Here is a 23,629-nt window from a genome sequence, read left to right on the forward strand (position 1 = left end):
CAGGCCCACGAAGCACCGCCTTCCTCCCCCCAGGGCAGATCCGGCGCGGCTCCGATGTGACGCCCGAGCCCCTCCGCCCTGCCTGCTCGGCGGGCGAAGGGCCCCGGCTCAGCCGTGGTACACGCGCGAGGCGACGATCCGGCCGCCCTTCACTTCCAGCACCTCCGCCACCGGCATGGGCGCCTCGTTGGGAGCGTGGCGCAGGTACTCCATGAAGACGCGGTCCTCGTCCGCCGTGAGCGCCGTCTCCTCGTAGCGCAGCCCGGGCAGCCGGGCGATCGCCTCCCGCCACCACTTCGCCAGCGCCTGCTTGCCCACCAGCTTGCCGCCCGTCTCCGGGTGCAGCACCCGGATCTTCGGCGAGGTGTGCGTGCAGTCCTCCGCATAGAGCGCCACCAGCGCCTCCACGTCATGGGCGTTGAAAGCACGCAGCCAGGCTCGGGCCACGGAGAAGTTTTCGCTCGCACTCATGGTTGATCCCCTCGGAAATGCTCGGCGGGCGCCTCGCGCTGCAGCGGCCGGGCCTCCCCTATATAAGGTGTCAGACCAGATCGGTAGGCGGGGGTGGGTGCACGTGTGCCCCCATCGGCATGCGGATTTGGCTGGAAAGTTCAACCTGTGGGAAGTAGAGGCCCCGCCTGCCCTGTTCCCCCAGGCGTTTTTCAAGAACAGAAGGACCGGATCGTGGCCTCCAACGTACCCATCGAAAAGATTCGCAACATCGGCATCTCCGCCCACATCGACTCGGGCAAGACGACTCTCTCCGAGCGCATCCTCTATTACACGGGCCGCATCCACGAGATCCACGAGGTCCGTGGCAAGGATGGCGTCGGCGCGAAGATGGACTCGATGGATCTCGAGCGCGAGAAGGGCATCACCATCCAGTCCGCCGCCACGTACGCCATGTGGGGCGACCACAACATCAACCTGATCGACACCCCGGGACACGTGGACTTCACCATCGAGGTGGAGCGCGCGCTCCGCGTGCTCGATGGCGCCATCCTGGTGCTCTGCTCCGTGTCCGGCGTTCAGTCCCAGTCCATCACCGTGGACCGGCAGATGAAGCGCTACAAGGTTCCGCGCATCGCGTTCGTCAACAAGATGGACCGCGCCGGCGCCAACTATGACCGCGTGGCCGCCCAGCTGAAGGAGAAGCTCCACCACCACCCGGTGAAGCTCCAGTTCCCCATCGGCGCCGAGGACCGCTTCCAGGGCCTGATCGATCTGGTCAGCATGAAGGCGTTCTACTTCGACGGTGAGAACGGCGAGAAGATCCGCGAGGAGGCCATCCCCGCCGACATGGTCGACGAGGCCAAGCAGCGCCGTCAGCAGATGATCGAGGGCGTGGCCGAGGTGGATGACCAGCTCGGCGAGCTGTTCCTGGCCGACGCGGCCATCACCGACGATCAGATCCGCGCCGCCATCCGCCGGGCGACCATCGCCCTGAAGATGACGCCGGTCATGTGCGGCTCGGCCTACAAGAACAAGGGCGTGCAGCTGCTGCTGGACGCGGTGTGCGGCTACCTGCCCAACCCCAAGGAAGCCACCAACGTCGCGCTGGACCAGAAGAACAACGAGGCGCAGGTCGTCCTCGAGTCCGATCCGGCCAAGCCCTTCGTGGGCCTTGCGTTCAAGCTGGAGGACGGTCGCTACGGTCAGCTGACGTACATGCGCGTCTACCAGGGCCGCGTGTCCAAGGGCGACTTCATCATCAACCAGTCGAACCAGAAGAAGGTCAAGGTTCCTCGCATCGTGCGCATGCACGCCAGCGAGATGAACGACATCAACGAGGGACAGGCCGGTGACATCATCGCCCTGTTCGGCGTGGAGTGCGCCTCCGGCGACACGTTCACCGACGGCACCGTGCAGTACACGATGACGTCCATGCACGTGCCGGACGCGGTGATCTCGCTCGCGGTGTCTCCCAAGGAGCGCACCAGCACGGCCAACTTCTCCAAGGCCCTCAACCGGTTCACCAAGGAGGACCCGACCTTCCGCGTGCACCGCGACGAGGAGAGCGCCCAGACGATCATCAGCGGCATGGGCGAGCTGCACCTGGAGATCTACATCGAGCGCATGCGGCGCGAGTACAACTGCGAAGTCATCGCCGGCAAGCCGCAGGTGGCCTACCGCGAGACGATCAGCCAGAAGGGCGAGTTCGCCTACACGCACAAGAAGCAGACCGGTGGTTCCGGTCAGTTCGCGCGCGTGTGCGGCTACCTCGAGCCGCTGCCGTCCGACGCCGTGCAGCAGTACGAGTTCGTGGATGACATCGTGGGCGGCTCCATCCCCCGCGAGTTCATCCCCGCCTGCGACAAGGGCTTCCAGGAGGCGGTGAAGAAGGGCAGCCTCATCGGCTTCCCCGTGGTGGGCGTGCGCGTGGTCATCAACGACGGCGCGTTCCACGCGGTGGACTCGAGCGAAATGGCGTTCAAGACCGCGGCCATCATGGGCTTCCGTGAGGGCTACGCCGCGGCCAAGCCGATCATCCTCGAGCCGGTGATGAAGGTGGAAGTGCAGGCCCCTGAGGACTTCCAGGGCTCGGTGGTGGGTCAGCTCAACCAGCGCCGCGGCACCATCATCAGCACCGAGAACCGCGAGGGCTACCTGGTGGCCGTCGCCGAGGTGCCGCTGAACACCATGTTCGGCTACTCCACGGACCTGCGCTCGGCCACTCAGGGCAAGGGTGAGTTCACCATGGAGTTCGCGAAGTACTCGCCCGTGCCGAAGAACGAGGCCGAGGCGCTGATGGCGGCCTACCGCGAGAAGCTGGCCGCCGAGCAGGCCGCGCGCAAGTAGTCCGCTCGAGCCTCACGCAGCATTCATGCAGTCGCGGGAGGGCGCCTCGCGGGTGGAGGCGCCCTCTCCGTTTTTCCGGCTCCGCCTGTGCGGGTGCCCGCCACCCGCGACAGGAAAACATGACGTTCGATGAACTGAAGCTTGCCGAGCCGTTGCTCCGCGCGGTGAAGGAAGAGGGCTACACCACTCCCACCCCCATCCAGCAGCAGGCCATTCCGCCCGCGCTCGAGGGCCGGGACGTGCTGGGGTGCGCGCAGACGGGCACGGGCAAGACGGCGGCGTTCGCGCTGCCCATCCTCCACCGGCTCTCCACGGGACGCCCCGTCCCTCCCGCGCACGGCCGCCCCATCCGCGCGCTCATCCTCACCCCCACCCGCGAGCTGGCCAGCCAGATCGTCGAGAGCTTCCAGGCCTACGGCCGCTTCACGAAGCTGACGTGGGCGGTGATTTTCGGCGGCGTGGGGCAGAACGCGCAGGAGCAGGCGCTGCGCCGCGGCGTGGACGTGCTCGTGGCCACGCCCGGGCGGCTGTTGGACCTGATGAGCCAGGGGTTCGTCTCGTACAAGGCGCTCGAGGTGTTCGTGCTGGACGAGGCCGACCGCATGCTGGACATGGGCTTCATCCATGACGTGAAGCGCGTCATCGCCCAGCTGCCGCAGAAGCGGCAGACGCTGTTCTTCTCCGCGACGATGCCGCCGGAGATCCAGGCGCTCTCCAAGAGCCTGCTGAAGGATCCGGCCCGGGTGGAGGTGGTGCCGCAGTCCACCACGGCGGAGAAGGTGGACCAGAAGCTCTACTTCGTGGAGCGGGAGCAGAAGCGCCACCTGCTGGTGCACCTGCTGGGCGACACGACCATCCGCCGCGCGCTGGTCTTCACTCGCACCAAGCACGGCGCCAACCGGGTGACGAAGCAGCTCATGGCCGCGCGCATCACGGCGGAGGCCATCCACGGCAACAAGAGCCAGAACGCGCGCGAGCGGGCGCTGGACTCCTTCAAGGATGGGAGCTGCCGGGTGCTGGTGGCGACGGACATCGCCGCCCGTGGCATCGACATCGAGGGCATCACCCACGTCATCAACTTTGATCTGCCCAACATCCCCGAGTCCTACGTGCACCGCATCGGCCGCACGGGGCGCGCGGGGGCGGCGGGCATCGCCCTCTCCTTCTGCGACACGGAGGAGCGCGCGTACCTGAAGGACATCGAGCGCACCATCCGGCGCCACGTGCCGGTGGTGACGGACCACCCGTTCCGCTCGGGCTCGTCCGCTCCGGCGCCCACCTCGCTGGACTCGGCGCCGGCCGGGCAGGCGCAGGGGGGCCAGCGCTCCCAGGGCGGCCAGCGGCACCACGGCGGCGGCCAGCGCTCCGGCGAGTCCCGGGGCGGTGGAGGCCAGGCACACGGCCCTCGCAACGGGGGACGTGGGCGCAGACGGGGCCAGGGGCGCTCGGGAGGCCAGGGCGGCTCCCGGCAGGCTCAGGGTGGACAGCACCGGGGCTCGGAGGGCCGGTCCTCCTCGGGAGCGGCGTCCGCGCCGGCCTCGACGGCTTCCCGGCCGCCGCCTCCTCCCGTGCGCACCTCACCGAAGTGGCTCTGAGGTGAGGTAAGAGGGGCCTGTGACCCTGCTCCGCGCCGCCAACGTCCAGCTCACCTTCGGAAGCCGCACCGTCTTCGAAGGGCTCACCCTCACCATCGAGGAGGGTGAGCGCGTGGGCCTGGTGGGCGTGAACGGCTCGGGCAAGTCCTCGCTGATGAAGATCCTGGCGGGGGTGTCGCGCGCGGACGCGGGGGAGCTGCAGCTCCGCCGGGGCGCTCGCGTCACCTACCTGCCCCAGGAGCCCGAGTTCCCCGAGGGCGCCACGGTGGCCTCGGAGCTGTCCGTCTCCCAGGGGCCCCTGAAGGAGGCGCTGGCGGCGCACGCGGAGCTCAGCCGCAAGCTGGAGTCCACCCCCGCCGAGGCGCACGAGAAGCTGCTGGAGCAGCTCTCGGCGCTGTCGGACCGCATCGAGCAGCTGGGCGGCTGGGACACCGAGCACCACGCGAAGACGCTGCTGGATCGGCTGGGCGTGAAGGACTGGGACCGCCCGGTGGCGCAGCTGTCCGGCGGCCTGCGCAAGCGCGTGGCCATCGCCCGGGCGCTGCTGACGCGGCCCGACCTGCTGATGCTGGACGAGCCCACCAACCACCTGGACGCGGACACGGTGGACTGGCTCGAGGAGGAGCTGGACAAGCTCCCCGGCGCGCTGCTGCTGGTGACGCACGATCGCTACTTCCTGGACGGGCTGGTGGACAGGATCGTCGAGATCCAGCCTGGCGCGGGCGCCATCTCGTACCCCGGCAACTACGAGGCGTACGTGGAGCAGAAGCTGGTGGCGCAGGAGAACGCGTCCATCGCCCAGCACAAGCGCGAGCGCTGGATCGCCCAGGAAGTGGCGTGGCTGCGGCGAGGCCCCGAGGCGCGGCGCACCAAGAGCAAGGCGCGCATCGAGCGGGCGCGCAAGCTGATGGCGGAGAAGGGCTTCGAGCGTCCCAAGGTGGCGGCGCTGCAGGTGCTGTCGGCCCCGAGGCTGGGACACACCGTCATCGAGGCGGAGGGCATCCAGAAGTCCTTCGGCGAGCGGCGCGTGCTGAGAGGCGTGGACTTCCGGCTCCAGCGCGGCGAGCGCGTGGGGATGGTGGGCCCCAACGGCGTGGGCAAGACGACGTTCCTGCGCGTGCTGCTGGGCGAGCTGCCGCCGGATGACGGGAAGCTCGTCATCGGCAAGAACACGAAGGTGGCGTACTACGACCAGACGCGGGCCACGCTGGATCCGGAGCAGACGGTCTACGAGGCGGCCTCGCACGGCGAGGACTGGGTGGAGCTGGGTGACAAGAAGATCGCCCTGCGTGACTACCTGGACGACCTGCTCTTCCCGGTGCCGATGCAGCGCCAGAAGGTGGCGGCGCTGTCCGGAGGCGAGCGCAACCGGCTGCTGCTGGCGCGGCTCTTCCTGGAAGGCGCCAACGTGCTGGTGCTGGACGAGCCCACGAACGACCTGGACATCGTCACGCTGAACGTCCTGGAGGGCCTGCTGCTGAGCTTCACCGGCAGCGTCCTGCTGGTGACGCACGACCGGTACTTCCTGGACAAGGTGGCCACGTCCGTCCTGGCCTTCGAGGGCGACGGCCGCGTCGTCCGGTACGAGGGCAACTACGCCATGTACCGGCGCCTGAAGGACCAGGCGGAGGCGGCCAAGGCCGCGGAGGCCGCGCCACCCGCGCCGAAGAAGGAGGCCCCTGCCCCGTCGCCGTCCGAGGCGCCCAGGTCGGCGCGCAAGCCCGGGAAGCTCTCGTACAAGGAGCAGCGGGAGCTGGACGGGATGGAGGCGGCGATCGAGGCGGCCGAGACGCGCAAGGCGGAGCTGGAGGCGAAGCTGGCCGACCCTGCCGTCTACAGCAGCGCCTCGAAGGTGCCGGAGCTCCAGCGCGAGCTGGAGGCGGCGACCTCCGAGGTGGACCGGCTGTACGCGCGCTGGCAGGAGCTGCAGAACCTCGTCAGCGGCGCCTGACCTGGAGCCCCTGCCCCACGTCCGCCGTCAGCCGGGCCGCACGCGCAGGACCACCTTGCCGGTGGCGCGCCGCTGCTCCAGATCCTTCAGCGCCTGAGCGCCCTGCTCCAGCGGGTACACGGGCCCCACCAGCGGCTCGACGATGCCCTGGTCCGCGAGCGCGGCCAGCTCCTTCGCGATGGTCCGCGTGACGGCGGGGTCGTGCATCAGGAACGCCCCCCACGCCACGCCCACCACGTCGATGTTCCGCAGCAGCAGCCGGTTCACCGTCACCTCCGGGATGCGCCCGCTGGTGAAGCCCACCACCAGCAGTCGGCCCTCGGGCGCCAGGCACTTGAGGCTCCGGTCGAAGATGTCTCCGCCCACCGGATCCATCACCACGTCCGCGCCTCGGCCCTCCGTCTTCTCGCGCACCTGCTGGACCCAGTCGCCCGTGGACAGGAGCACCTCCTGCGCGCCCGCTCGCCGCGCCACCTCCGCCTTGCGCTCATCGCTGACCACGGCGAGCACCCGGGCACCCGCCCCGCGCGCCACCTGGATCGTCGCCGTTCCCACGCCTCCCGCGGCGCCGTGGATCACCACGGTCTCGCCTTTCTGGAGCCGGCCGCGCCGGTGCAGCGCGAAGTGGGCGGTGTGGTAGTTCATCACCATGCCCGCGGCGGCCTCCATGCTCCAGCGCTCGGGGATGCGGAAGCACATCTCGGGCGGGGCCTTGGCCACCTCGGCGAAGCCGCCGAACATGATGAAGGCCATCACCCGGTCTCCCGCCTTCACGGCCGCTCCCGCCGGAGCCTTCCGCACCACGCCCGCCACCTCCACGCCCGGAACGAAGGGCAGCGGAGGCTTCATCTGGTACAGCCCGCGAGTCAGCAGCAGGTCCGGAAAGCTCACCCCGGCCGCCGCCACGTCGATGAGCACCTGATCGTCCGCCTCTGGCTCCGGAAGGTCCACCAGGGAGAGCCCCTCGGGGCCCTCCAGCCGCTGAAGCTGCAGTGCACGCATGTCGTCTCCTCGTCTCCTGTCTACTCGGCTCGCAGGGTCACCATGGGGTCGACTCGGGCGGCCCGAAGCGCCGGCAGCCCCGTGGATACCAGCGCCACCACCAGCAGCACCACCGGCGCCACGATGAAGGCCATCGGATCCAGCGCGCTCACCTCGTAGAGCTGGTGCTCCAGCAGGTGCGTGAGCCCGAAGGCCGCGGACAGGCCCAGCGCCACGCCCACCAGGACCGCGGACAGGGCCCTGCGCACCACCAGCCACATCAGCGCGCCCCTCGTGGCTCCCAGCGCCAGGCGCACCCCGAGCTCCCGGAGCCGCTGGTTCACCCGATAGGCCAGCGCGCCATAGATGCCCACCGCGGCCAGCGCCAGCGCCAGCGCCGCCATCAGCACCAGCAGCAGCGCGGTGAAGCGCGGTTGCTCCAGCGAGCGATCGAGGATCTGCTCCATGCCCTGCATGGCGGACACCGGCTGCGCGGGATCCACCGCCCAGATCTCCCTGCGCACGGCCTCCGCCAGCGCCTCGGTGTCCCCCGAAGCACGGATCACGAGCTTCTGCGGCAGCATCCTCACGAACCGCGTCAGGAGCGGCTGGGGAATCTGCCCCAGGGGAACGTAGGCGACGGGCTCCGGCGCATCCTCCAGGTTCAGCTCGCGGACGTCGCGCACCACGCCGATGATCTCCCGGGGCTCCGGGTCGGCGAGCTGCGGGATGGAGCTCCCCAAGGTGACGCGCTTGCCCAGCGGGTCCTGCCCCGGCCAGTAGCGGCGCGCCGCCGCCTCGTTGATGACCACCACGGGCAGGCTCCCGTGGCGATCGAGCTCGTCCAGCAGCCGCCCGTCGACCCGCTCGATCTTCAAGGCATCGAAGTAGCCGCGCGTCACGGGCCGGTAGTGCGCCAGCCCCATCTCCGACTCGCTGCCCGGCCCCTGCTTGCGGCCCGCGATGGTGAAGTTGAGCCGCAGCCCGGACTCCAGCGGCAGCGTCAGCGCGAAGCCCACCGCCTGGACTCCGGGCAGGCCCCTCAGCCGCCCCAGCACTCGCTGGGTGAAGTCCTCGATGGCCTCGATGGAGCCATAGCGCGTCTCGGGCAGGGGGAGCTTCACCATCCGCGCGTCACGGCCATCGAAGCCGGGGTCGACGCTCCTCAGCAGGAAGTAGCTCTTCCCCTGCAGCGCGGCGCCCACCAGCAGGATGACGGCGAGCGCCACCTGCCCCACCACCAGCACCCACTGCATGCGACTGCGCGGAACGCCAGGCGTCACCCGCGAGGCACTCACGCGCAGCGAGCCCACTGGATCCATCCGAGAGGCCTGCCACGCCGGCAACAGCCCGAAGAGCACGCCGGCCAGCACCGAGACCCCTCCGGTGAAGAGGAGCACCACCCCGTCGATGCGGAGTTCCTCCGGCAACGGGAGCTCCTCGGGAGACAGCGCGAGCAGCACGGGCAGCGCCCACGCGGCCAGCGCCAGCCCCAGCACGCCACCGGTGGCGGACAGGAGCACGCTCTCGGTGAGCAGCTGGCGAAGGATGCGGCTCGGCTTCGCCCCCAGCGCGGCGCGCACCGAGAGCTCCCGCTCCCGGCGGGCGGCCCGAGCCAGCTGGAGGTTGGCCAGGTTCACGCAAGCGATGAGGAGCACCAGCGCCACCGCGCCCAGCAGCACCAGCAGCGCCGGCCTCACCTCTCGGACCCGCATGGAGTTGAGATCTCCCGCCTCCAGCCGCTGCCCGGGGCGGACCGCTCCGGGACGGCTCGCGCGCAGCTGCTCCCCCTGCGCCCTCACCAGGGCCTCCACCTGCGAGGGCTTCGCCTCGGGCTTCAGCCGGCCCACCACCCCCAGGTAGTGCGCATCCTCCGTGGTGGCGAGATCGAGCCGGAGCGGCGCCCAGAGCTGGGCCTGGTGCGGGAAGTTGAAGCCTGGCGGCGCGACGCCGACGACGGTGTGGTCCTCGCCGTTCAGGGCGATGGCCTGCCCGACGATGTCGGGGCGCGCCCCGAAGCGCTGCTGCCACAGCTCGTGTCCCAGCAGGACCACGCGCGGCCCGCCCTCGACGTCCTCCTCCGGATGGAAGGCCCGGCCGTGCGCCGGCGAGACGCCGAGCACCTCGAAGAACGAGGCCGTCACGCGCGCGGCCGAGATGCGCTCGGGAGGACCATTGCCGGTGAGGTTGAAGCCCCCTTCGATGACGAGCCAGGCCATCATCTGGGAGAACGGCTGCTCCTGGCGCATCAGGAACGCGTACTGGGGCACGGAGAGCGGGGCGTCATCCCGGAACGAGTCGTGGCGCATCACCCGGAACAGGCGCTCGGGCTCCCGGAACGGCAGCGGCCGCAGCAGCACGCCGTTGACCACGCTGAAGATGGCGGTATTGGCTCCGATGGCCAGCGCCAGCGAGAGGATGGCGAGCGCGGTGAACCCTGGGCTCCTGCGCAGAAGACGGGCGGCGAATCGCAGATCGTCGGCCAGCTCGGCCATGCAATCCCTCTAGGGAGCCCCTCCCGACGAGGGTCCCGCGAGACGATCGCATGGCCGGGGGCGGATGCATACTCTTCCGCCAGGAGAGCAACGGGGAGTGCAGGGAGTCCGCGATTAGTCGTACCGGAGCGCCACCATGGGGTCCACGCGCGAGGCCCTCCGGGCCGGCAGCCACGTGGACACCAGGGCCACGCCCACCAGCACCACGGGCGCCGCGATGAAGGCCACCGGATCCAGCGCGCTCACGTAGACCAGCAGGTGCTCCATGAGTCGCGTGAGCCCCACGGCCCCGGCGATGCCCAGCGCCACGCCGATCCCCACCGTGGACAGACCCTGGCGCAGCACGAGCATCACCACCTCGCCCCGGGTGGCGCCCAGCGCCAGCCGCACCCCGAGCTCCCGGGTCCGCTGGTTCACCAGGTACGACAGCACGCCGTAGATGCCTACTGCGGCCAGCACCAGCGCCAGGCCCGCCATCAGCCCCAGCAGCAGCGTGTTGAAGCGCTGCGAGCCCAGCGAGCGGGCGAGGATGTCTCCCATGGGCATCACATTCGTCACCGGCTGCATCGAGTCCACCGCATGGATCTCCCGCTGCACGGCGGCCGCCAGCGGCGCGGTGTCCCCCGGCGCGCGCACCAGCAGGTTCTGGGGTAGCAGGCGCACGAACAGCGCCGCCATTCCAGGAGGCATCTGCCCCGGCGGCACGTAGGTGATGGCCGGAGCCTCATCCTGCAGGCCCACCTCGCGCACGTTGCGCACGATGCCGACGATCTCCCGCGGCACCTTGTCTCCGATGTGCGGCACCGAGTGGCCGATGGTGATGCGCTGCCCGATGGGATCCTGCCCCGGCCAGAACTTGCGCGCCGCGGCCTCGTTGATGACCACCACGGGCACGCTGCCGTGCCGATCCTTGTCATCCAGCAGCCGGCCCCGGACCAGCTCGATCTTCAGGGCCTGGAAGTAGCCGGGCGTCACCGGGCGGTAGAACGCGTCCCCCACCCCCTCCTTGCTCTCGGGCCCCCGGTAGCGCCCCTCGATGGCGAACTCCATGTCGGCGCCGTCCTCGAACGGGAGGGTGGCCGCGTAGGCCGCCGCCTCGACTCCCGGGAGGGCCTGCACCCGCTCCAGCACGCGGTGGATGAAGGACTCCAGCGCCTGCGGAGTGCCATAGCGCCCCTCGGGCATCGAGATCTTCATCGTCAGCACCCGCTGCGCGTCGATGCCGGGTGCCGTGGCGTTCAGGGCCGCGAAGCTCTTCACCAGCAGCGACGCGCCGATGAGGAGGATGACGGCCAGCGCCACCTCGCTCACGACCAGCAGCTTCCGCGTCCGGTTGCCGCCCGGGCCGGAGGTGGCGCGCGACGCACTCACCTTGCGCGAGCCTTGCAGGTTCGGCCGGGAGGCCTGCAGCGCGGGCAGCAGGCCGAAGAGCAGGCCGGTGACGACGGACACCCCGAGCGTGAAGGCCAGCACCGTCCCATCGATGCCCACCGTCTCGGGCAGCGGCAGCCCCTGGGGTGCCAGCGCGAGCAGCGACGGAATGGCCCAGGTGGCCAGCAGCAGCCCCAGGACTCCGCCCGCGGTGGCCAGGAGGACGCTCTCGGTAAGCAGCTGGCCCATGATGCGCTGAGGGCTGGCGCCCAGGGCCGTGCGCACGGCCAGCTCCCGCTCTCGGCTGGCGGCCCGTGCCAGCTGGAGGTTGGCCAGGTTCACGCAGGCGATGAGGAGCACCAGCGCCACCGCGCCCAGCAGCACCAGCAGCGCCGGCTTCACGTGCCGGGCGTTCATGGTCTGCAGCGGCGCGCCGTCCAGCTTGCGCTCCGGATCCAGCGCCGCGGCCCGGTTCGCCCGGAGCTGATCGCCCTGGACGGCCAGCATCGCGCTCACCTGCTCCGGCTGCACGCCCGGCCTCAGGCGTCCCACCACCATGAGGTAGTGCCCATCGTCCGTGCTCGCCGGGTTGAGCTGCAGCGGCGTCCAGAGCTGCGCGGAGTCCGGGAAGCCGAAGCCGGGCGGCGCCACGCCGACGATGGTGAACGTGTCCCCGTTCAACGACAGGGAGCGGCCGATGATGTCCGGGCTGCCGCCGAACCGCTGCTGCCACAGGCTGTGCCCCAGCACCACCACGTGGGGCCCGCCCGGCACGTCCTCCTCCGGATGGAAGGTCCGGCCGAGCGCCGGCCGCACCCCGATGACCTCGAAGAACGAGCGCGTCACGCGGGTGCCCATGATGCGCTCGGGGAGGCCGTCCCCCGTCAGGTTGAACCCGCTGTTCATCGCCGGGTAGGCCGTCACCCCGGAGAAGGGCTGGCTCTGGCTGGCCACGAAGGCGTACTGGGGCTCGGAGAGCGACGTGGCCACCCAGTCCGGCGAGCGGCGGAACACCTGGAAGAGCCGGTCGGGCTCCGGGAAGGGCAGCGGCCGCAGCAGCACCCCGTTCACCACGCTGAAGATGGCGGTGTTGGCCCCGATGGCCAGCGCCAGCGTGAGGATGGCCACGGCCGTGAAGCCGGGGTTCTTGCGGAGAATGCGAACGGCGAAGCGGAGGTCTTCGAGCAGTGCGGCCATGAAATCCCCTGTCCGGTAGCCTGCTCTACGAGCACACTGGAATTCCATTGCGCCGCCCCAGGTGAGGAGCGGTGGGATGGCTGGAGGCTGGGGGGAAGGCTCGGGCGGTGCCACGCGTTGCAGGCCATCCCCTTCCCAGCCCCAGGTCTGTGCTAGGTAGGCCGCCTCTCAACCCTTCGAACATCTCATGATCCGGCTCGACAACATCGGCAAGCAGCACGGCCAGCAAATCCTCTTCGTGGAGGCCTCCGCCCAGCTCAACCGGGGCGAGAAGATCGGCCTGGTGGGCCCCAACGGCGCGGGGAAGACCACCCTCTTCCGCATGATCATGCAGCGCGAGCTGCCGGACGAGGGCCAGGTCTCCGTCGACCGGGGCGTCACCGTGGGCTACTTCGACCAGGACGTGGGCGAGATGTCCGGGATGTCGGCGGTGGCCGCGACCATGGACGGCGCGGGCCCGGTGTCCAAGGTGGCCTCCGAGCTCAAGGAGCTGGAGGCGGCCATGGCGGACCCCGAGCGCATGGATGAGATGGACAAGCTCATCGAGCGCTTCGGCGTGGTGCAGGGCCGCTACGAGGAGCTGGGCGGCTACGCGCTCGAGGGCCGCGCGCGGGAGATCCTCGCGGGCCTGGGCTTCAACCAGGACATGATGGACGGGGACGTGGGCGCGCTGAGCGGCGGGTGGAAGATGCGCGTGGCGCTGGCCCGCATCCTCCTGATGCGTCCGGACGCCATGCTGCTGGACGAGCCGAGCAACCACCTCGACATCGAGTCGCTCATCTGGCTGGAGAACTTCCTCAAGGGCTACGAGGGCGCCCTGCTGATGACCAGCCACGACCGCGAGTTCATGAACCGCATCGTGACGAAGATCATCGAGATCGACGGCGGCTCGCTGACGACGTACTCGGGCAACTACGACTTCTACGAGAAGCAGCGCGCGCAGAACGAGCGCCAGCAGCAGGCGCAGTTCGAGCGGCAGCAGGCGATGCTGGCCAAGGAGCTGAAGTTCATCGAGCGCTTCAAGGCGCGGGCCTCGCACGCGGCCCAGGTGCAGAGCCGGGTGAAGAAGCTGGAGAAGATCGAGAAGGTGGAGCCGCCCAAGCGCCGGCAGACGCTGCTCTTCGAGTTCCAGCCGCCGCCGCGCTCGGGCGACGACGTGGCGAAGCTGGAGCGGGTGGTGAAGGGCTACGGCAAGCGCCGCATCTACGACGGGCTGGACTTCCTGGTGCGCCGCGGCGAGCGCTGGTGCGTGATGGGGGTGAACGGCGCGGGCAAGTCCACGCTGCTCAAGCTCATCTCCGGCGAGTCCCAGCCGGACGACGGGGCGGTGACGGTGGGCTCCAGCGTGAAGATGGGCTACTTCGCCCAGCACGCCATGGAGGTGCTCAAGGGCGAGCTGACGGTGTTCGAGTCCCTGATCGATCGCTTCCCGCGGGCCTCGCAGGGCTCGCTGCGGGCGCTGGCCGGGTGCTTCGGCTTCTCGGGGGACGAGGTGGACAAGAAGTGCCGGGTGCTCTCCGGTGGCGAGAAGGCGCGGCTGGTGCTGGCGCAGATGCTCTTCGATCCGCCCAACTTCCTGGTGCTGGACGAGCCCACCAACCACCTGGACATGGCCACCAAGCAGATGCTCATCACCGCGCTGGCCAACTACGAGGGCACCATGCTCTTCGTCAGCCACGACCGGCACTTCCTGGGCGCGCTCTCCAACCGGGTGCTGGAGCTGACGCCCGAGGGCGTGCACCAGTACGGCGGCGGCTACACCGAGTACGTCGCGCGCACCGGCCACGAGGCTCCGGGCCTGAGAAACTGAGACGCGGAGAGTGCCTGGACTGCGCGTCCAGGCATTTTCTACTCCAGACGTTTTGCGTAGGCCGTAGAGTGCATCCGGCGTTCCCGTCACGAAAGATGCGCTCGATGTCCCGCTCCCCTGTCCGTTCGATCTTCGTCCTCGCGCTGTCCCTGCTGTCCACCGCCGCCGCCGCTCAGGAGCGCCTGCCCGCCTTCACGCTGCAGCGGCTCCAGTTCGATCCCGGCGCGCTCGGCTCGCTCGTCGTAGGTACGGGCCGCACGCTCGACCAGGGGGTGTTCCGCTCCTCGGTCCAGTTCCAGTTTGAGCAGCAACCACTCGCCTTCGACGAGAGCTGGGATCCGCAGACGAACCAGGCGCTCGTGGAGGGCAAGTTCACCACCCACGTCACCGCGGCCTACGGCGTGCTGTCGTGGCTGCAGGTGGGGGCGCAGGCTCCGTTCATCCTCGCCCAGTCCGGCACGCGCCGGCAGGGGATGCTGCCTCCGGCCCGCTCCGGGCTGGACACGCCCTGGGTGGGGGCTCGCGCCGGCCTGCTCAGCGTCAAGCGGGGAGCGCCGGTGAACCTCGCGGTGGACGTGAGCGCGGGACTGCCCGTGGGCAGCGCCGCGGCCCTCGGCAAGGGGGACTTCGCGCTGCTGCCCCGGCTCCAGCTCGGCCTCCAGTCGCAGCGGTTCCAGCTCGGCGCCGAGGTGGGAACGCTGCTGCGCAAGAAGCTGGACATCAGCTCCTACTCCGGGCGCGAGAACGACATCATCGGCAACGAGATGCGGCTGGCGGCCACGGTGACGTCGCTCGGCGGCAAGAAGACGCGCGGCGAGCTGAGCGTGCTGCTCGGCCTGCCGCTCTCCGGAGGCCGCATGAGCACCGAGGTGCTGCTGGCCATCCGCCGCCACGCCCTGTCCTGGCTGGACCTCTACGTGCTCGGCGGGCCGGGCGTCGGCGTGGCCATGGACACCCCCGCCTTCCGCGTCATCGCCGGCGCCTCCTTCTCCACCGGCAAGATCGACTGACGCTCGGGGCCTGGCGCCCCGGGGGCTTTTCTCGCCTTCGCCGAGATGGGGCTGTAGCGTCAGCCCCTCTATCCGGGAGTCGATTTCTTCGATGAAGGTCCGCCGCCTTGAGATGAAGTCCTTCCGCGGGTTCAGCGAACTCGCCCTGGATTTCCATGGGCAGGTGACAGTGCTCGTCGGAGTCAATGGAGCCGGAAAGACTTCGATCCTCGACTGCCTGGCGTTGCTACTGGGACAGATTCCACCGGAACTCCTGAAAGAGAGTGGGAAGCGCCCCCAGCTCACTGAAGCCGATATTGCACTCGCCAAGCCCTACACCCTCAACTCACTGGAAGTCACCTTCCATGGGGAGACCTTCCGGTGGTCGCTGGCGCACATGCGCAGGGGATTTCCTCAGCAGGCGTCAAGCGATCTGTCAGGAGTCAAGGCGCTTGTCTCCGAGACAGAGAGCAGGATTCTCGAGGGACAGCAACTCTGGGTCCCGCTGGCAATGTATTACCCGGTCAATCGTATTCCAGCCACGGACGTTCCGCTGCAGCACGAGCCGAACCGAGGTGGACTCGACATCGAGCTGAGTTCCTTTCTCGATGCATACACCGAAGCGCTGGGTGGAACCCGCCGGGACTTCAAACGCTTCTTCGAGTGGTTCCGCGAGCGAGAGGACCTGGAGAATGAGGAACGGCTCCAGGTCAATCCCAGCCACCGGGACCGCCAGCTCGAAGCCGTCCGCGCGGCCATCGAAAGGCTCGTCCCCGGGTTCTCTGGGCTTCGTGTGCAACGGGCTCACGGGACGATGGTCGTCCAGAAGGACGGAACCACCTTGGAGCTGGGCCAGCTCTCGGACGGGGAGAAGGGACTGCTCGCCCTGGCCGGGGACCTGGCGCGCCGCCTGGCCATCGCCAACCCCAGGCTTCAGGAGCCACTCTCGGCCGAAGCCGTCGTGCTGATCGACGAGATCGAGCTGCACCTCCACCCTGGCTGGCAGCGGTTGGTCGTTGAGCAACTCGGCCAGACCTTCCCCAACTGCCAGTTCATCCTGACGACGCACTCGCCCCAGGTGCTGAGCCAGATCCCAGCGGAGTCCGTCGTCCTCCTCGACCGCTTCCAACGCGTATCCCTGCCAGCCGGCACGCTGGGACGAGACAGCAATTCGATCCTCTCGGAGGTCATGGGCATCCCAGAGCGTCCCGAGGCTTCGGCCAGCCGCATCCACGACATCTCCGGGATGATCGACTCGGGAGAGCTACCCCGAGCCCGCGAAGCCTTGGACGAGTTGGCGAAGCAACTCGGCGAGCAGGACTCCGAGGTCGTCCGCCTCCGAGCTCTCATCGGCTTCCTGGGAGGTTGAGGTGCGGCACATCCGCAAGGGGCCAGAGCCGCAAAGCCTCCTGGCGTATCGGCAGACGGAGGGGGCCTCCTACGATGGCCTCCCTCAAGAAGCCAAGGACGACATCCGTGCACAGCTCGCGCGGGAGCAGGGCTTCCTCTGCTGCTACTGCATGCAGCGCATCACGCCGGATCTCCATGGAATGAAGATCGAGCACTGGGCGCCGCAGGGAGATCCCGCTACCCGGCATCGACAGCTCGACTGGAAGAACCTTCTTGGCGCCTGCAGGGGCAACGAAGGTCAGCCCCTGCGAGCCCAACACTGTGACACGCGGAAAGGCGACATCCCGTTGACGGTGAACCCGAGCGATGAGCGCTGCGAGCAGCTCGTCCGGTTCCTCGCGGACGGCTCCATCGAGTCTGGCACTCCTGCCGTGAACGACGACCTCAACCAGACCCTGAACCTGAACTACGCGCTCCTGAGGAACAACCGCAAAGCCGCTCTCGCCGGTTTCCTCGAGGCCATGCGCCGAAAGTTTCCCCAGCTCACCTGGACTGACGCTTCTCTGGAACGAGCGCTGGCGGAACTCCAGCAGCCCAACGCGAGAGGGCAGCTACAACCCTATTGCCAGGTACTCATCTACTGGCTCAAGAAGCGCATGGGCCTTCTTCCAAAGGCCCATCGCGCGTGAGCGGCGAAAGCCGCTCCTCACAAGCTCAAGAGCCGATCGTCAGTTCACGTCCCAGCACGCGGCGATCTCCGCGCACGCGAGCTCCAGGTTGCCCAGCCGGCGCTGCTGCGCCTTGGGCGCCACGTACACCTTGCCCGCGAACACGTCGAACACGCGCACCAGCCGGTGGTCCACCGGCCCGCGCTGCTGCAGGTGCTGCTCAGCGTACATGTGGAGCACCGTGGCGATGTACTGCCCCGACTGCTCGGTCAGCGGCGTGTGCTTGGAGAAATAGAGCTTCAGCAGCCCCGAGTGCATCTGCCCGTGACGGTCCACGCTGCGCAGGATGAGCTCCGGGCGCACGTTGATCGTCACTCCCGACAGCGCCATCGGCGGCAGCTCCGCGTCCGCGGGGCTCGCCACGGCGTTCGTCAGCGCCAGCTCGTCGGCCGAGGCCAGGAAGCGCTGGAGCGCCTCGGCGCACAGCGCCAGCCGGTGCGCGTCGAAGTCCGTCTCCGGCGTGGCGTTGAGCATCCGCCGCTGGTGGTAGCGCAGGATGACCTCGTCGCGGCCGCCGCAGAGGAACTCGACGATGGCCTGGGCGGCCTCGGGGTAGCGCAGGTACTGGGGGTCCGGCGGGTTCTTCTGGGCGTGGATGATGCGCTTGCGCAGCGCGGGCGTCGCGGTGAGGTACTGCCCCAGCTTGTTGACCGAGACGCACGGATTCTCACGGATTTCAGCCATCGATCGACCCTTCCTTGCCGTTGCGGGAATGAAGAGAGACTACCGAGCGGGTCTGACATTCCTCGGGGCGACAGGACCGCCGCCGAAGGGGTTGCCCACGACCTGGGAGATGGCCTCTCATGCCCGCCGGGGGAGCCCGGTTCCCGAAGGGCTGTCACCCTCCCGCGATAGAATGGAGCCCCGCGCATGAGATACCCGCCCCGGCTGGGACACCTCGCCACCCGCCCGGTGGTGGTGAACCGGCTCGTCCCCACCTACGCGAAGGCCCACAACATCGACGAGCAGGAGGCCTCGCAGCGCCTGACGCGCGCCCTCGCCGGCCGCATCTGGGAGGACCTGCTGGCCGCCACGTGGGAGGCCATGAAGGGCCGCGTGAAGCGCCTGGACGAGCTGCGGCTGCTCGACAAGGTGTTCAACACGCTCGAGGAGCGCCCCCTGCGCTACGGCCGCGCCATGGAGACCAACCCCGCCTGGAGCGCCTTCATGATGATGTTGGACCTGGAGATCGGCACCGCCGGGGACGCCGCCCGGCGCGTCATGGAGACCGAGCAGGGCCGCAAGATGATGGCCGCAGGGCTCGCCGAGGCCGGAATGTTCCTCGCCACCGAGCTGACCAAGGGGAAGTGACGCTCACCCGGAAGTGGCATTTTCGGGGCCCCCTGGCTGTTCGCTACACTCGATCCCCCGAGAGACCCGCGCGTGCTCATCCGCTACTCCGACTGGAAGCGCCCCACCGACGACGCCTACGCGTTCCAGCTCCGCGCGGCCTCCGCCGGAACGGAGGGGTTCATTCCGGCCATCCCGAGCGCCGGCACCCGCAGCGACATCCGGGAGGTGGCTCGCCTGGCGCTCGCGGACGGAGAGGCGGACCGCTTCGAGAAGCGGATCGACCGCTGGAGCGGCCCCGAGGACGCCATCCCCGAGACGGGTGAGAAGCCCTACGAGAGCCAGCAGCACACCTTCGAGGAGCTCACCTGGCGTGACGCGCTGACGATGGACGACATCGAGCAGGCGCTGCGAGGCACCGTCCTGGTGCTGCGCCGCCCGTCCGGCCCCACCGACTACGTGCTGCGCGACCACCACATGCTCGACGTGGCGCTCTACCACTACCGCACCACGGGCGAGCTGCCGCGCGCCCTCTTCCACGCGGACCGGCACTCGGACTGGTGCAAGGACAGCTACCTGGAGGCCCGCCGCCCGCAGCAGGCCGCCACCTGGTGGGCGCTCATCGAGGGCCTCAAGCGTCCAGGCAGCGCCTCCGCCGTCCTCCGCGAACAAGACGTCTTCTTCACCACCGCCGCCGCCCAGCGCGCCGCCTGGATGAGCGGCCGGGACGTGGGCGTGTCCGTGCGCGTGCCTGGCTTCCTGGACCCCGACCAGCTCCACTGGCGCCAGGTCCTCGAGCAGCCCGGCGCCACCGAGGCGGACTGGGTCTCCCTGGATCTGGACTTCTTCCAGCCCTCGCCGCAGCTCCGCCTCAGCCGAGGGCTGCTGAGGGACGCGCGCTTCCACGGCCTCGTCACCGGCGCCCGGGTGCGCACCTTCGTCCTCTCGCCCCAGTTCACCAACGGTGGGGACAAGATTGACCCATGGGAGATCCAGGGAAACCTGCACTCCACGCTTCGCCTGCTCAACCTGCTGCGCCAGCTGCCGGGAAGCGTCCGGCTCGAGGGCTGAGCCCTCACCGTGTCACTTCTGACACGTCGGAACGCCCCGCTGACGCGTCGAGTTCGCTGACACGGATGCTCTGCCCCCAGAGTGAAATTCCGCTCCCGCGAAATACTTGAGTCGAACTTCACCTTTTCGTGAAACACGATAAGAATCGCGGCGCGCGGTAGGGTGGCGGTACCCCGTTGGTCCTCTATGTCTCAGGACAAAGTCAAATTCCCTGAGCAGGAGTCCTCGGGAGAACCCGAGCGGCCGGAGCCCTCCTCCGCGATGGGGAGGCCCGCGCCCAACCCACCGGGTGAGCTGTCCCCCACCAACCTGCGCCCGGACAGCCAGAACGGCGAGCAGTGGTGGGCGCCCCCGGAGAACACGCCGGAGCAGGTGGCCAAGGCGCCAGCGCCCGAGGTGAAGGATCCGCTGATTGGCCTGGTGGTGGGCAGCTTCCGCCTGGTGCGCAAGCTGGGCGGCGGCGGCATGGGCAACGTCTACCTGGGCGAGCACACCCTCATCGGCAGCAAGGTGGCGGTGAAGTTCCTCCACGAGCACTTCGCTTCCAACGAAGCCCTCGTCCAGCGCTTCCTGGCCGAAGCCCGCGCCGTCAACCTCATCGGCCATGAGAACATCATCAACATCTTCGACATGAACGTGCTGCCGCCCCGGCGGCACTACCTCGTCATGGAGTACCTCGAGGGCAGCCCCCTGTCCGCGATGACGGGGAGCGCGCAGCAGCCCTCGGTCGTCGTGCCGATCCTCAGCCAGGTGTGTGACGCGCTGCAGGCCGCGCACGTCAACGGCGTGGTCCACCGCGACTTGAAGCCGGAGAACATCTTCCTGGTGCGGCACGACCGCACGCCCCACTTCGTGAAGGTGCTGGACTTCGGCATCGCCAAGCTGCTGGACGGGGTGAGCCCGGGACAGACGTCGCTGGGCACCATCATCGGCACCCCCGAGTACATGGCCCCCGAGCAGTGGGCGGGCAAGGGCGTGGACGGGCGCACGGACCTGTACGCCCTGGGCATCATCGCCTACGAGCTGCTCACCGGGCGCACTCCCTTCGGCAAGGGCGGGCTGGGCAGCCTGCTGCATGCCCACCTGCAGGAGATGCCCGCCGCCCCCCACGAGGTGAACCGCCAGGTGCCGGTGGCCCTCTCGCAGGTCGTCATGCGCGCCATGGCCAAGCGCCCGGAGGATCGCTTCCGGAGCGCCAGCGAGATGCGCGCGGCCCTGGAGCAGGCCCTCACGGCCCCCGAGTCCGTGCCGACGCCGAAGCTCATCGCGCCCCCACCCGCCGCGAGCGCGCCCCCGCCCCCGCTCCCCGCGGACACGGCCATGGGCATCCCGCCCACCGCGCCCGCCCCGCCCCGCCGCTCCATGTCTCCCCCGCCGGGCGACATCGCCGTGCGGGTGGTGCTCGCGCCGGGCACGGACGCGGTCCGCCTGAACTGCACCGACCTGAGCCGCGCGGGCGCCTTCCTCTGCACCGAGGGCGTCATGCCCCCGCTGCGCTCGCGCGTGTCCATCACCTTCGAGCCGCGAGACAGGCCCCTCACCTGCATGGGCGAGGTGGTCCGCCACGTCACCCCCGAGCAGGCCTCCGCCTGGGCCATGCGCGCGGGCTTCGCCATCCAGTTCGTCGATCTCTCCACCGAGGCCCGGGACGCCCTGGTGCGGCTGGCCCAGGGGCAGAGCCCCGCCCCCGCGCCGCCCAAGGCCACCACGGATGATCCGCAGGCGGAGGCGCTGCTGGCCATGCTGCAGCGGCGCATGAGCAGCGATCCGTACGTGCTGCTGTCGCTGCCGCTGGACGCCACCTTCGATGACGTGCGGCAGCACGCTCGCGCCGCCCTGAGCGCCCTGGAGAACATCGCCACCCGGCCGCTGTCGGCCCGGCAGTCGAAGGAGCTGTCCGACATGCGCTCGCGCGTGGAGAAGGCCGCGGACCTGCTCGGCCATGCCCGCCAGCGCATCGAGCACGACGCCTGGCGCGCCAACTTCGCCGGAGTGGCCCGGTGCATCTCCAGCGGCCTGACGGCCAGCGAGATCGAGTCCCTGCGCGCCCGCTTCCTGCTGGCCCACCCCGGAGCCGAGGCCCGCGAGCGCATCCACTCCACCACCGCGTCCGCCTGGGAGGGCCAGAGCCGCGTCGACCTGGCCCTGGCGGAGTACGAGAAGGCGCTCACCGCCGATCCGCTCAACCTGTCGCTCCAACAGCGGTACTGGAGTCTGAAGCAGCGCGGGAAACCCACGCCGGCCCCGGATTCCAAGGGCCAGGACATCCCGGGACTGCGCCGCCGACCTGGCCGCTCGTAGCGCGGCGAGGCAACGTTGTCGGGAGCACTCGGAGCGCCAGCACGGGTTCTGTCTTCAGGGAGGCCACTGCTAGGACTGTCCTGCCGTCCTCGCCCTCGTGCCTGCTCCTGGAGAACTCATCCCATGCGCGACACCGCGGCCATGTCCCCGCTTCCTCGCCTGCACCTTCCGCCCGCCGTTCCGGGCCTGCCCCTGGTGGGAAACCTCCCGCGGCTGCTGCGGCGCAGGCTCGACTTCCTCGAGCAGGCACGCCAGCGACACGGCGACATCTTCCGGCTGCGCCTGGGGCCCGCCGAGGCCGTGGCGCTGTGCCACCCGCGCCACGCCCAGCACGTGCTGGTGGACAACGGGCCCAACTACATCAAGGGCGGGCCCTTCTGGGACTCGGTGCGGACCTTCATGGGCAACGGGCTGCCCGTGAGCGACGGTGAGTACTGGCGTAGGCAGCGCCGGCTGCTCCAGCCCGCCTTCCACCACCAGCGGCTCGTCACCCTGGCCGAGCGGCTGGTGGAGACCCTGGACGAGAGCCTGGCCGAGCGCTGGGACGAGGCCGCTCGGACGGGTGAGCCCTTCAACGCCGCCCAGGCCTTCACCCACATGACGATGCACCTGCTGGTGCGCACCATGTTCGGCGGCGGGCTGTCGCAGGCCGAGGCCGAGCAGGCCGAGCAGGCCATGGTCTACATCATCCACTTCATGCTGAAGGGGATGGTGAGCCGGTTGCTGCCACCGTGGGTGCCAATCCCAGGACACGCGCGCTACCGCGCCGCCATCGAGGCCATGGACTCGGTCATCTTCCGGATGATCGAGCGGGGCGAGCACGACGCCGAGCTGGGCGACACCCTGCTCTCCCTGATGGGGCAGGCCGTCGATGCGGAGACGGGCGAGCGGATGACGACGAAGCAGATCCGGGACGAGGCCATCGCGCTCTTCGTCGCGGGCTTCGAGACCACGACGACGGGCCTGGCGTGGGCGCTCCATGCGCTGACGCAGCAGCCGGAGGTCGCCCGGCGGCTCCAGGCGGAGGTGGACAGCGTGCTGGGCACGCGCGCGCCGCGGTTCGAGGATCTGCGGCGGCTCTCCTATACGCGCTGCATATTGCAGGAGACGCTCCGGCTGTACTCGCCGGTGTACTGGCTGCCCCGGACACCGCTGGAGGATGACGAGCTCGACGGCTACCGCATCCCCGCGGGGACGCTGGTGGGCGTCCTCTCGCACCTCATCCACCGCCGCCCGGACATCTGGGAGTCTCCCGAGCGCTTCGATCCCGACCGCTTCTCCCCCGAGCGCTCCGAGGGGCGCCCCAAGCTGGCGTGGCTGGCCTTCGGCGGCGGCCAGCGGCAGTGCATCGGCAAGGAGTTCGCCCTGATGGAGGGGCAGTTCATCCTGGCGCGCATCGCGCAGCGCTACCGCGTCACGGCGATTCCCGGGAAGCTGGCGCAGCCGCAGTTCGCCACCACCCTGCGCGCCCGGGATGGCGTCTGGGTGCACCTGGCTCCGCGCTGATCTCCGACGAGGAAGGTCTTTATCCCACCTGAAAGCTGTGCGGGCCCGCGCCCTGCTTCCGAAGCGGACGCGAAAAGCCTGCGCGGCCCAGGCGCTCGCATAGACGCATCCCAGAGGAAGGGCTGTGCACGCACCTTGCAAACGATGGCGACGGGCTCCGCACCCAGGCGCCCGAGACGTGGTTCGAGGAAGGCA

At 69.5% G+C, this 23,629-nt stretch carries 16 protein-coding genes; 11 read left to right on the plus strand and 5 right to left on the minus strand.

The annotated features are described in order from the left end of the window. Nucleotides 1-108 precede the first annotated feature (108 nt). On the minus strand, nucleotides 109-471 hold the full coding sequence (locus KY572_RS33645) for a nuclear transport factor 2 family protein (RefSeq protein WP_224247765.1): 363 nt from the start codon (nucleotides 469-471) through the stop codon (nucleotides 109-111). Between the two features lie 213 nt (nucleotides 472-684). On the opposite strand from KY572_RS33645, the gene fusA reads away from it, so the two are divergent. The 3 genes from fusA to KY572_RS33660 all read left to right on the plus strand — a co-directional run bounded on the left by fusA (nucleotide 685) and on the right by KY572_RS33660 (nucleotide 6,345). Further along, nucleotides 685-2,799 carry an elongation factor G gene (gene fusA, locus KY572_RS33650; RefSeq protein ID WP_224247766.1) on the plus strand — a complete coding sequence of 705 codons (2,115 nt, stop codon included), beginning with the start codon at nucleotides 685-687 and terminating at the stop codon, nucleotides 2,797-2,799. Between the two features lie 119 nt (nucleotides 2,800-2,918). Next, nucleotides 2,919-4,394: a DEAD/DEAH box helicase gene (locus KY572_RS33655; RefSeq protein ID WP_224247767.1), complete on the plus strand. Its 1,476-nt coding sequence runs from the start codon at nucleotides 2,919-2,921 to the stop codon at nucleotides 4,392-4,394. A 19-nt stretch (nucleotides 4,395-4,413) separates the two neighbouring features. Next, a complete protein-coding gene (locus KY572_RS33660) occupies nucleotides 4,414-6,345 on the plus strand; it encodes an ABC-F family ATP-binding cassette domain-containing protein (protein ID WP_224247768.1) in 1,932 nt (643 codons plus the stop codon). Between the two features lie 27 nt (nucleotides 6,346-6,372). Here KY572_RS33660 and KY572_RS33665 read toward each other — a convergent pair whose 3' ends face one another. The 3 genes from KY572_RS33665 to KY572_RS33675 form a co-directional block, all read right to left on the minus strand. Continuing rightward, nucleotides 6,373-7,347 carry an NADPH:quinone oxidoreductase family protein gene (locus KY572_RS33665; protein WP_224247769.1) on the minus strand — a complete coding sequence of 325 codons (975 nt, stop codon included), beginning with the start codon at nucleotides 7,345-7,347 and terminating at the stop codon, nucleotides 6,373-6,375. 20 nt (nucleotides 7,348-7,367) lie between these two features. Beyond that, nucleotides 7,368-9,821 (minus strand): ABC transporter permease, encoded by a 2,454-nt coding sequence (locus tag KY572_RS33670; protein WP_224247770.1) that lies wholly within the window; start codon nucleotides 9,819-9,821, stop codon nucleotides 7,368-7,370. Between the two features lie 114 nt (nucleotides 9,822-9,935). Continuing rightward, nucleotides 9,936-12,389: an ABC transporter permease gene (locus KY572_RS33675; protein WP_224247771.1), complete on the minus strand. Its 2,454-nt coding sequence runs from the start codon at nucleotides 12,387-12,389 to the stop codon at nucleotides 9,936-9,938. Between the two features lie 187 nt (nucleotides 12,390-12,576). Here KY572_RS33675 and KY572_RS33680 point away from each other — a divergent pair, with 187 nt between their 5' ends. The 4 genes from KY572_RS33680 to KY572_RS33695 all read left to right on the plus strand — a co-directional run bounded on the left by KY572_RS33680 (nucleotide 12,577) and on the right by KY572_RS33695 (nucleotide 17,227). Further along, complete coding sequence (locus tag KY572_RS33680) at nucleotides 12,577-14,199, plus strand: ABC-F family ATP-binding cassette domain-containing protein (RefSeq protein ID WP_224247772.1); 1,623 nt, start codon at nucleotides 12,577-12,579, stop codon at nucleotides 14,197-14,199. Between the two features lie 104 nt (nucleotides 14,200-14,303). Further along, nucleotides 14,304-15,209, plus strand: a complete 906-nt coding sequence (locus KY572_RS33685) for a flagellar motor protein MotB (protein WP_224247773.1) — start codon at nucleotides 14,304-14,306, stop codon at nucleotides 15,207-15,209. A gap of 91 nt (nucleotides 15,210-15,300) precedes the next feature. Continuing rightward, entirely contained in the window at nucleotides 15,301-16,557 is a 1,257-nt protein-coding gene (locus KY572_RS33690) for an AAA family ATPase (protein ID WP_224247774.1), read from the plus strand. Between the two features lies 1 nt (nucleotide 16,558). Next, entirely contained in the window at nucleotides 16,559-17,227 is a 669-nt protein-coding gene (locus tag KY572_RS33695; protein ID WP_224247775.1) for a retron system putative HNH endonuclease, read from the plus strand. Between the two features lie 39 nt (nucleotides 17,228-17,266). Here KY572_RS33695 and KY572_RS33700 read toward each other — a convergent pair whose 3' ends face one another. After that, on the minus strand, nucleotides 17,267-17,950 hold the full coding sequence (locus tag KY572_RS33700) for a hypothetical protein (protein WP_224247776.1): 684 nt from the start codon (nucleotides 17,948-17,950) through the stop codon (nucleotides 17,267-17,269). Nucleotides 17,951-18,136: 186 nt separating this feature from the next. Here KY572_RS33700 and KY572_RS33705 point away from each other — a divergent pair, with 186 nt between their 5' ends. From KY572_RS33705 to KY572_RS33720, 4 genes are all read left to right on the plus strand, one after another. Next, entirely contained in the window at nucleotides 18,137-18,577 is a 441-nt protein-coding gene (locus KY572_RS33705; protein ID WP_224247777.1) for a hypothetical protein, read from the plus strand. 72 nt (nucleotides 18,578-18,649) lie between these two features. Next, the gene (locus KY572_RS33710) at nucleotides 18,650-19,627 is read left to right on the plus strand and encodes a hypothetical protein (protein WP_224247778.1); all 978 of its coding nucleotides are present in this window, start codon (nucleotides 18,650-18,652) and stop codon (nucleotides 19,625-19,627) included. Nucleotides 19,628-19,888: 261 nt separating this feature from the next. After that, nucleotides 19,889-21,928: a serine/threonine-protein kinase gene (locus tag KY572_RS33715; protein ID WP_224247779.1), complete on the plus strand. Its 2,040-nt coding sequence runs from the start codon at nucleotides 19,889-19,891 to the stop codon at nucleotides 21,926-21,928. 123 nt (nucleotides 21,929-22,051) lie between these two features. Then, nucleotides 22,052-23,434 (plus strand): cytochrome P450, encoded by a 1,383-nt coding sequence (locus tag KY572_RS33720; protein WP_224247780.1) that lies wholly within the window; start codon nucleotides 22,052-22,054, stop codon nucleotides 23,432-23,434. Nucleotides 23,435-23,629 lie beyond the last annotated feature (195 nt).

Source organism: Hyalangium gracile (genome assembly GCF_020103725.1).
Lineage (GTDB): Bacteria > Myxococcota > Myxococcia > Myxococcales > Myxococcaceae > Hyalangium > Hyalangium gracile.

What these genes read in the sequence shown, in the direction of transcription:
- KY572_RS33715 (WP_224247779.1), top strand. Translation starts at nt 19,889, where the DNA reads ATGGGGAGGCCCGCGCCCAACCCACCGGGTGAGCTGTCCCCCACCAAC.
- KY572_RS33705 (WP_224247777.1), top strand. Translation starts at nt 18,137, where the DNA reads ATGAGATACCCGCCCCGGCTGGGACACCTCGCCACCCGCCCGGTGGTG.
- KY572_RS33690 (WP_224247774.1), top strand. Translation starts at nt 15,301, where the DNA reads ATGAAGGTCCGCCGCCTTGAGATGAAGTCCTTCCGCGGGTTCAGCGAA.
- KY572_RS33700 (WP_224247776.1), bottom strand. Translation starts at nt 17,950, where the DNA reads ATGGCTGAAATCCGTGAGAATCCGTGCGTCTCGGTCAACAAGCTGGGG.
- KY572_RS33680 (WP_224247772.1), top strand. Translation starts at nt 12,577, where the DNA reads ATGATCCGGCTCGACAACATCGGCAAGCAGCACGGCCAGCAAATCCTC.
- KY572_RS33685 (WP_224247773.1), top strand. Translation starts at nt 14,304, where the DNA reads ATGTCCCGCTCCCCTGTCCGTTCGATCTTCGTCCTCGCGCTGTCCCTG.
- KY572_RS33665 (WP_224247769.1), bottom strand. Translation starts at nt 7,347, where the DNA reads ATGCGTGCACTGCAGCTTCAGCGGCTGGAGGGCCCCGAGGGGCTCTCC.
- KY572_RS33720 (WP_224247780.1), top strand. Translation starts at nt 22,052, where the DNA reads ATGCGCGACACCGCGGCCATGTCCCCGCTTCCTCGCCTGCACCTTCCG.
- KY572_RS33645 (WP_224247765.1), bottom strand. Translation starts at nt 471, where the DNA reads ATGAGTGCGAGCGAAAACTTCTCCGTGGCCCGAGCCTGGCTGCGTGCT.
- KY572_RS33675 (WP_224247771.1), bottom strand. Translation starts at nt 12,389, where the DNA reads ATGGCCGCACTGCTCGAAGACCTCCGCTTCGCCGTTCGCATTCTCCGC.
- KY572_RS33655 (WP_224247767.1), top strand. Translation starts at nt 2,919, where the DNA reads ATGACGTTCGATGAACTGAAGCTTGCCGAGCCGTTGCTCCGCGCGGTG.
- KY572_RS33670 (WP_224247770.1), bottom strand. Translation starts at nt 9,821, where the DNA reads ATGGCCGAGCTGGCCGACGATCTGCGATTCGCCGCCCGTCTTCTGCGC.